The sequence below is a fragment of the Desulfosarcina sp. genome, assembly GCF_033791525.1.
GTDB lineage: Bacteria > Desulfobacterota > Desulfobacteria > Desulfobacterales > Desulfosarcinaceae > Desulfosarcina.
The window spans coordinates 1-7,311 of sequence record NZ_JASJGN010000036.1 but is presented as its reverse complement, the minus strand read 5'-3'; the positions used below and the strand labels follow the sequence as shown (position 1 = coordinate 7,311).

7 protein-coding genes and 1 pseudogene are annotated in these 7,311 nt (G+C 53.7%); 1 reads left to right on the top strand and 7 read right to left on the bottom strand.

The window, feature by feature from the left end; translation table 11 throughout:
* The 4 genes and pseudogenes from QNK41_RS01695 to QNK41_RS01680 form a co-directional block, all read right to left on the bottom strand.
* Positions 1 to 490: pseudogene (locus tag QNK41_RS01695) on the bottom strand (pyridine nucleotide-disulfide oxidoreductase); the annotation flags it as partial.
* The gene (locus QNK41_RS01690; RefSeq protein WP_319253092.1) at positions 487 to 936 is read right to left on the bottom strand and encodes a response regulator transcription factor; all 450 of its coding nucleotides are present in this window, start codon (positions 934 to 936) and stop codon (positions 487 to 489) included. The pseudogene QNK41_RS01695 and the gene QNK41_RS01690, both read right to left, overlap by 4 nt.
* Positions 937 to 1,282: 346 nt before the next feature.
* Complete coding sequence (locus QNK41_RS01685; protein WP_319253090.1) at positions 1,283 to 1,780, bottom strand: MFS transporter permease; 498 nt, start codon at positions 1,778 to 1,780, stop codon at positions 1,283 to 1,285.
* A 268-nt stretch (positions 1,781 to 2,048) separates the two neighbouring features.
* Positions 2,049 to 2,225, bottom strand: coding sequence for a hypothetical protein (locus QNK41_RS01680; protein ID WP_319253088.1), 177 nt, complete (start codon positions 2,223 to 2,225; stop codon positions 2,049 to 2,051).
* On the opposite strand from QNK41_RS01680, the gene QNK41_RS01675 reads away from it, so the two are divergent.
* The gene (locus tag QNK41_RS01675; protein WP_319253086.1) at positions 2,224 to 3,168 is read left to right on the top strand and encodes a glycine cleavage system protein H; all 945 of its coding nucleotides are present in this window, start codon (positions 2,224 to 2,226) and stop codon (positions 3,166 to 3,168) included. The two genes, QNK41_RS01680 and QNK41_RS01675, sit on opposite strands and share 2 nt — an antisense overlap.
* A gap of 140 nt (positions 3,169 to 3,308) precedes the next feature.
* Here the strand turns inward: QNK41_RS01675 and QNK41_RS01670 are convergent, their stop codons facing one another.
* From QNK41_RS01670 to QNK41_RS01660, 3 genes are read right to left on the bottom strand one after another with little or no spacing between them, the layout of a single operon-like run.
* Positions 3,309 to 3,887 carry a zinc metallopeptidase gene (locus QNK41_RS01670; protein WP_319253084.1) on the bottom strand — a complete coding sequence of 193 codons (579 nt, stop codon included), beginning with the start codon at positions 3,885 to 3,887 and terminating at the stop codon, positions 3,309 to 3,311.
* Positions 3,888 to 3,890: 3 nt separating this feature from the next.
* On the bottom strand, positions 3,891 to 5,237 hold the full coding sequence (locus QNK41_RS01665) for a sigma-54 dependent transcriptional regulator (RefSeq protein WP_319253082.1): 1,347 nt from the start codon (positions 5,235 to 5,237) through the stop codon (positions 3,891 to 3,893).
* A gap of 16 nt (positions 5,238 to 5,253) precedes the next feature.
* Complete coding sequence (locus QNK41_RS01660; RefSeq protein ID WP_319253080.1) at positions 5,254 to 6,795, bottom strand: ATP-binding protein; 1,542 nt, start codon at positions 6,793 to 6,795, stop codon at positions 5,254 to 5,256.
* Positions 6,796 to 7,311: the final 516 nt, after the last annotated feature.

The following is a 7,311-nucleotide window of genomic DNA, read 5'->3' as shown; positions in this document are numbered from 1 at the left end:
CGGCATTGCCGACGTCCAGCGCGGCCTGCATGCCGGCGATACCGCCGCCCACCACCATGACGTCGGGGTGAACGCTGACGGACCGCGTTTCCAGCATCTGGTGAAAGTTGACCCGGTTGATGGCGCCGGCGGCCAGGGTTTTGGCCTTGCGGGTGGCCTCATCCTCATCTTTGGTGACCCAGGAGACCTGTTCGCGCACCGAGGCCATCTGGAACAGGTAGGGGTTCAACCCGGCCCGCTGGCAGGCGCCCTGAAAGGTCTTTTCGTGCAGCCGGGGCGAGCAGGAGGCCACCACCACCCGGTTAAGGCCGTAGGTTCGGATGTCGTTTTCGATCATCTCCTGGCCGGGATCGGAGCACATGAATTTGTAATCGCGGGAGACGACGACATCTTTCAGGCCGCGGGCGAAGTCGGCCACCTCGGTCACCCGTACCTTGTGGGCGATGTTGATTCCGCAGTGGCAAATGTAGAATCCGATCTTGATTGTCATCGATGTTCCCCTAATCCTTCTCCTAAATCAGCCGAACAGGTTGCGCACAGCCGGTTGACGACGGCGAGCAGTTCATCGGCTTCGGGCGGTTTCTGCAGATAGGCCTCCGGTTCTGGAATAGGGCGGCCCGTAGGCGACCGTTTGGCTCCCGGGCACCGGTAAAACGTGCTGCTGTCCAGTGTGGAGAGCATGACTACCGGTATTTGGCACAGCCGGTGGTTGGTCCGAAGGCTCTGGTAGAGGCGGATCCCCGCTTCACCGGGTAGCATGGCGTTGATGATGATCAGATCGGGACACGCGTCCACAGCCTCTTTGAGACCCTCGGCAAGGGTCATTGCACAAATTGGGCAATAGCCGTTGGCAGTAAGCAGATTGGACAGAAAGATGCTCGTGTCCGGTTCGTCTTCCACCACTAGAATGGTTTTGGCCGGCCTGTCCGCTGCCACCGATACCTCCGTGCTGTTGTCTTTCAAGACTTCTTAGAACTACGAAAAACACCAAGAACGCAAAAGTTTTCAATTTAAACTGAGTCACGCATTCGAGGTTTTAATTCGTTTTGACTAAGAGCACGGAATGTGCCACCCAGCGGAATAAATTATAACCCGTTGTTAAAATTATAAAATATATAATTCGGAAGTGTGTGAAAGTTGATGCTGCACCCGTTGCGTTGCATAGTGTGCAACAAGGTGTCGTCAGTGGTGGGAATCTTATTTAATAAATAACTATTTTAAAATAATGATGTTTTATGGTTATTTGACGAGTGTTGCATGTTGTTGCGCAACGATTGTTGCATCAAGGACAGGGGCAACGGTCTGGAATCGGCCAGGTGCGATCACCGATGCGTATGCTGAATCCGTGCGCGCTTTCATCCAGGTAGGGGGCCATGGCCAGCAGTGCACGATCGCTGAACTTGATGCGCTCATCGCCGCGTTGTTGGAAAAGCTGGTCGGCTTTGACGAATAGCCGGGTTGGATCCAAGGCGATGCTTTCCGTGGTGTTGAGCAGCAGGTGAATCGGGTCTCGTGTGATGACCTGGAAGACAAAAAGCGGTGTGTCATCGTAAGCAAAGTAAACTTTTTCGCGAATATTGCCGCGAATCTGGGTCACGTAGTAGCCATTCTCATCGCGCCGGATAGCGCGATTGAAATGGTCGATGATGCGTTTGTGCTCGAAGCGGCCATGGCGATTTAGCCACCGGCCCCGGCCATCCATCCAGAAAACGGCATTTTCTTTGGGGATCACCACTTCGGGCAGGCGGGAATCCATGGTTGACGGGTCGTTGTTTCTCATTGGCCTTGGGCGGTGGTTTCGTAAGCGTTCACAGGTGCAACGGTTCAGGGTTCAGAAAAAATGCAACGCGGAACCTTTGGACCCTGAACTCATGAACGGTTACTTGATAATTATCCCAATCCAATAGATTTTTCAAGGATCAGGCAGTTGTATCGTTTGGCTACACTAACGGCCGCCGGTGATGAAAAAGGCTACATCCTTTAACTTACCGGCATTTATTTAAAAACTATTGATTCGACCGATGGGGCGAAAACGGATAGTAGCCATTTTAATCGCCTTTAACGGCGATGGTGATGGGAGAGAGGTTTCTAACGACGCTGGCACCAATAGGATTGGTAATAATTTCAAAATGTAAAGGATATCTCTCAGCGTAGGCGGCGGCTTGGCAGGCTCCTTGCTCATATTTATCGGTAAACAACACGGTAGCAGAGGAGGGCATCACCATGAACGCCACGAAAAAGAGAAAACCAGTTTCGCCAAAAAAACGGGTGGTCTGTTTCAATATTCTCGAGGACCGCTGCATCTGGATGAAGGCCGGTGTCATCAATTACCATATCTGTGACAACGCCTTTGACTGCAGCGCATGTGCGTTTAATAAAGCCATTCGCCGGGCTATGAAGATCGACCCCGCCGACGACAGCCAAGCCGTTGCCCCCAATTGGGTCACGCATCTTGTCCAACGCTACGATGGCGCCAATCGCCCCTGCCGGCATGCACTGACCGGTCGGATTGACGCACCCAAGACCTGTCCCTACAACTATGAGTGCTATCACTGCGCCTTCGATCAGATGTTGGACGAGGTGGACCTGGCGGCAGACTTGGGGACGCCGGTCTGTAAGCAGGTGGCAGGGTTTAAAATCGCCGATGACTATTACTATCACATGGGCCATAGTTGGGCCCGCTTCGAGCACGGGGGGCGTGTCCGGATCGGCCTGGACGATTTTGCGGTGTGTGTTTTCGGTAATCTGAACCGCATCGACCTCCCCCCGTTGGGAGCCGGGGTGTTACAGGACCAGGTCGGGTGGACTTTCGGGCGGGCCGACCACCGGGCAGCGGTGCTATCTCCCGTTACGGGAACCGTGTTAGCGGTCAATCATTCTGCCCGGGAGCATCCGCAGCTCGTTAATGAAGATCCCTATGGCACGGGGTGGCTCTTCATCGTGGAACCGGACGTTCCCAAGCGTAACCTGAAACGATTATTCTTCGGCAAGGAGAGTCTTCAGTGGATGGATCAGGAGAACCGAAAACTGCTCGGCCTGATGGGGCCCCCATACGAAGGCCTGGCCGCCACCGGCGGGTCGATCGTCAGGGATATCTTCGGCAGCGTTAACGATCTACGATGGGAAACGCTGGCCACTGAGTTCCTGCATACCAGCCGAAAGCCGTGACGATGGCTCAATTTTCGGGTTTAATTTAGGAGCGGCTTCCAGCCGCGATAAAAGTGTTTTAAAATTTCATAGGATCAGTAAATGAGCCACGGACCCACACCGACGGACACAGACAAGATGCTTTAAAACCAATTTTAACCTCAAGGGTGCCATGGTTTTGCAAGTGCCCGGCGCAAGGCTGTGCGGCAGTACCGGCAGAAGTTGAAAGCGGTTCGATCAAGCGTGTCCACACCGCCGGAAAAATACATCAGACACCGGTCATCGTCGCAATGCAGCAAATTCAGAAGATGCCCCAACTCATGCAGCCCAATTTTGGCCGCCCGCTCCAGGACCCGTTCAGAGGAAGGTGAGGACCCATCCACGTGGGTTTCCAGGCGGAAAATGGAGACCAGCGCCACCCTTCCGTTTTGACGGGCTTCCCCAAAAACGTGGGTCAACAGGGGGATGAACAGGTCCACATTAAAAAGGGCGATGATCTTGAAATAGTCCTTCAGGGGCATGGCTTCAATGGCCTGAATGAGGCTGGCGGCGTTGTGCTGCAGGCGTCCTTGGTCCAAGGCGTCCGGCGGGATGTCCATGGGGGGCAGTGTTTCAACCGCCAGGTTCAGATAGCCGGAAACATGCGCGGCGATGACTTTGGCGGCGATCAGCGGCGCACTCCCGAAAGGCACCACGGCAACGACCGGTGCCGCCTGATTCGGGTGCATGGTTTCAGTCATGTTCTACCGCTTCGCGGCGCCATCGGGTTTCAACTGGTATCGCCTGATTTTTTTATGCAGGGTGACGCGGTTGATTTCCAGGGCTTTGGCAGCCTGGGTGACGTTCCATCCATGCCGGTCCAGAATTGTGCAAATATGATATTTTTCCATCTCGCGCAGGGATGGCCCGGGGAGTGAGGCCGCTGGCGGTGGGCGTAGAAAGGCGAAATCCGACTCGTTGAGAATGCGTGATTTGGACAACACCACGGCCCGTTCGATGGCGTTTTCCAATTCGCGTACATTGCCCGGCCAATCATAAGCTTCAAGGAGTTTAAGTGTCTGGGGAGAGATACGGTCCACCCGTTTGGTGGTTTCGTCGCAGAATTTTTTTAAAAAGTGTTCGGCCAGCAGTTTGATATCCTCCCTGCGCTGCCGCAATGCGGGAATTTCAATCTGGATGACATTGATGCGGTAATAGAAATCCTCCCGAAAGTCTCCTGCACTGATTTGTGCTTCCAGGTCTCGACTGGTTGCGGTGATCAGTCGGAAATCCACTGCTACCGGCTGTCGGCTGCCCACACGGATGATCTTTTTTTCTTCCAGCACCCGCAACAGGTCCACCTGCATCTTCGGACTGATCTCACCGACCTCGTCCAGAAAGAGCGTTCCGCCGTTGACCACCTCAAAAAATCCCTTACATGTCTGCATCGCCCCGGTGAAGGCACCTTTTTGATGTCCGAAGAGCTCGCTTTCCAGCAGTGTATCGGGGATGGCGCCGCAGTTGATGGCAATATAGGGGAGATTGGCTCTGGGGCTTTTGGCATGTATGGCCTTGGCGATGAGCTCCTTGCCGGTGCCGGTCTCCCCGGCGAGGAGCACCGATGCATCCGTGCCGGCCACCTCGGTGATCATATCAAAAATAGCCGTCATGGCCGCCGATTGCCCGATGATATTGTCAAAGCGGGTAATCTTCTCCAGGCGGCCCTTAAGGTAATCGAATTCGGACTGCCTTTTTTGCTGCTGGATGACCTTTTCCATCAACAGGGAAAGTTGATCCGGTTTGAAGGGTTTCAGCAGGTAATCGGTCGCGCCGATTTTCATGGCCTGCACGGCGGATTCGATGGATCCGTAAGCCGTGATAATTATGACCATGGTTTCCGGGTATGTTTCCTTGACTGCCGCTAACAGCTCAATGCCATCCATACTGGGCATTTTTATATCCACAAAGAGAAGGTCGAAGGGAGTTTCCCCGAGCTTCGCCAGCGCTTCGTCGCCGGAGGCTGCCGTTGCCACCCGGTGCCCGCTTTTTTGAAACCAGTGGAAAAAGGATTCACGGATAATCCTTTCGTCGTCGACGATCATAATATGCATAGGGTCCCCCCAGGTTTCAGACCGCGTGCCCGTGCATCGGCGATGCAAGCGGAATCTGGATGGTAAACGTTGTGCCTTTTCCGAGGTCGCTATGGACCTTGATTTCCCCTTGATGGTTTTTAACGACGCCGTAAACGATAGACAAGCCCATGCCGGTCCCTTCCCCCATGGCCTTGGTGGTGAAGAAGGGATCATAAATGTGGCCCAGATGCTCTTGGGGAATCCCGTGGCCGGTGTCCCGAATTTTCACTTCGGCGATTTGATGATCGGTATTGCAGGTTGAAACGATCTCCAACCGTCCGCCAGGTCTCATGGCCTCGATGGCGTTGAACATCAGATTGAGAAAACACTGTTGCAGCCGGTTCATATCACCATGGATGAAAAGCGGCGCATGGGTCAGATCCAACCTGAGATGCTGGTCCTGCAGTTCAATTCGGTGACGGATCAGATCGATCACCGTTGAAATCACGTCATTGAGATTGATGTTTTTGTATACATTGTGCGTTTCCCGTGAAAAGGAGAGCAGACCGCTGATGATCTTGCCGCAGCGTTCCAGTTCCTCCGCCATGATCCCCGCAAATTCCCGCATCTTGGAGACCTCTGCGTCTGCCAGGGTGTCGGCCGACAGCATCTCCTTCATGAGGTGGCTGAACGTCAAAAGCCCCTGAATGGGGTTGTTGATTTCATGTACGCAACTGGCCACCAGTTTGCCCAGTGAGATCAATCGATCTTCCTGGATGAGTTTGTTTAAATCTGATTTCAATTCCCGTTCGCGTTTCTCCAAACGCGATGATATCTCCCGTCCGATGTCCCTCCAGATTTCGATGACCCGAACCGTCTTGCCCGTTGAATCCCGAACCGGATAGGTCACAATATCATGGAATGCCGACACCTTTTTACCCATGGCCACCGAGCGAATTCCCGTGGCCGACCGGCCGGTTCGCAACGTTTCCAGCATCGGGCAGACCAGGCCATTGCGCAACGTGTCACATGGGGCGTCCAAACCGTGGATGACCCGGTAACAAGGGGCGCCAATCACCTCGGTGCGTTTTTTTTTAACGGTGCTCAGGTAAGCCGCATTGACCGCTTCAATGGAAAAATCGGTGTTGATGACCACGATGCACTGCTGGTTTTGCTGGATGAGAAAATCGCGAAGCGCCTTTTCAAAAACGATTTTCTGTTCGGCGGATTTGAGTTTTTGATCCACCGTAAACAGATTCCTGAGTAAGCGGCCTATATTGTGCTCTACAATTCCGACGCGGGCGGGACGGAGCTGAATCAATTCAACAAGAACGTCGCGATTGTTGGTCAGTTCGATGATGCCGTCCAGCTCCTTCAGCGCGAAGAGATCCTTGAAATCGGTCGTCGTGTAGATCCCCATCTGCTGCGCCATTCGGAATCCTTCGGCCTCGGGATTGATGTCGCATACACCGATGATGTCGAGTTGCAGAAAGGACAGGTTTCCCAGGCTGACCAGTTTCAGAAAGAATCTGCAGGCTCGTCCGCCACCGACGATCGCCAGTTTCAGGGTCACTCTTCCGGTGGGCCGTGGGGTCATCGTCTTATTCCTGGGGCCAATGGAAAAAACTGCAGTTATTCTGATCTGTTGGGCAAATGGGCGGTTCAGTTTCGGGGAGAAGATGCGTCGGGCCGGGTTGATGCGCGGGGACACCCTTTTCTCGACGCAAAATATAAAACAGTCGGATGGATTGTTAGCATATGCTAATTTTATTCCCTCCGTAAATAAATGTCAAGCGACGCCACTCCCATCCCCATCCTCTGAGAACGGCAGCTCGCAATGACGGTTTATTTTTCTTCCCGGGTTCTGGTATAGTCCATGCGGGTGAATCTTCTGTGATTCTGGCATTCGGCATGCACTGGTAACGGTTACCGGGAAGGATGGAATGATGAATAGTGAAACGGAAACGGCCCCGGGGTTCTATGACAGACTGCGTCGGCTCTATGAGGAACGCCTGCCTTTCAACCGGCTGCTGGGCCTGAGCGTCACATCGCTGAATTCAGACGGCGGGACAATGGCCTTTTCCACGCGTGAGGATCTCATCGGCAACATCTT

Coding starts and splice junctions, on each gene's coding strand:
- QNK41_RS01670 (WP_319253084.1), bottom strand. CDS start 3,887: ATGACTGAAACCATGCACCCGAATCAGGCGGCACCGGTCGTTGCCGTG.
- QNK41_RS01680 (WP_319253088.1), bottom strand. CDS start 2,225: ATGGTGATGCCCTCCTCTGCTACCGTGTTGTTTACCGATAAATATGAG.
- QNK41_RS01675 (WP_319253086.1), top strand. CDS start 2,224: ATGAACGCCACGAAAAAGAGAAAACCAGTTTCGCCAAAAAAACGGGTG.
- QNK41_RS01660 (WP_319253080.1), bottom strand. CDS start 6,795: ATGACCCCACGGCCCACCGGAAGAGTGACCCTGAAACTGGCGATCGTC.
- QNK41_RS01685 (WP_319253090.1), bottom strand. CDS start 1,780: ATGAGAAACAACGACCCGTCAACCATGGATTCCCGCCTGCCCGAAGTG.
- QNK41_RS01665 (WP_319253082.1), bottom strand. CDS start 5,237: ATGCATATTATGATCGTCGACGACGAAAGGATTATCCGTGAATCCTTT.